Origin of the sequence: Rhizobium sp. UBA1881 (genome assembly GCF_002338015.1) — a bacterium.
Lineage (GTDB): Bacteria > Pseudomonadota > Alphaproteobacteria > Rhizobiales > Rhizobiaceae > Rhizobium.
The window spans coordinates 574-1,156 of record NZ_DDHH01000123.1 but is presented as its reverse complement, the minus strand read 5'-3'; the positions used below and the strand labels follow the sequence as shown (position 1 = coordinate 1,156).

The window sequence follows — 583 nt, the reverse complement described above, 5'->3', positions numbered from 1 at the left end:
TCGCGCGTGACCACGACCTCGTGACCCCTCGCGCGCAAGGCATCGGCCAGCCGACGGATCTGGGTGGACTTACCAGCACCCTCACCGCCTTCAAACGTAACGAACAATCCGGTAGCGGATGACAACAATATGTTCCTGCGATCTTGGCCTGCACTCAATCGGCGCCAGCGGCACCTCGTCCGTACATCTAGCCGAAGATGACGGCGAGCGGAACCGCTTCGCGTCGATCTCTCGGCTTTGTCACAAGGTGAAACGCGACTATGGCGATCATGTGGGCTCGGCCGGCTTATCCCAGAGCCAGGAAAACAGCAGCGTTTCGCCGAGCTCCAGCACGGCGTCGACGGCGCGGCTGCTGAGAGTGCCTTCCTCGACCGCGGCTTTGGTGTAGAGCGGTACTTCGCGCAGCAGTCTGCTTCCAGCGAAAAGCCGCAGCGTTCCGACTTCGCGGTCCGCTTCGACCGGGGCCGGTAGCGGCCAGTGATAGACGATGCGGGCGGCAAGCCGGTCGGGATTGTTGACGGGGATGTAGACGCTGATCGGGCTTTTAGCGACAAGCTCGACGCTGCGCGATGCGCCGCCATAG

General features: G+C 62.8%; 1 pseudogene. It reads right to left on the bottom strand.

What is annotated here, in order from left to right:
- Positions 1 to 267 precede the first annotated feature (267 nt).
- Positions 268 to 583 (bottom strand): annotated as a pseudogene (locus tag B3605_RS15200) (D-alanyl-D-alanine carboxypeptidase); the annotation flags it as partial.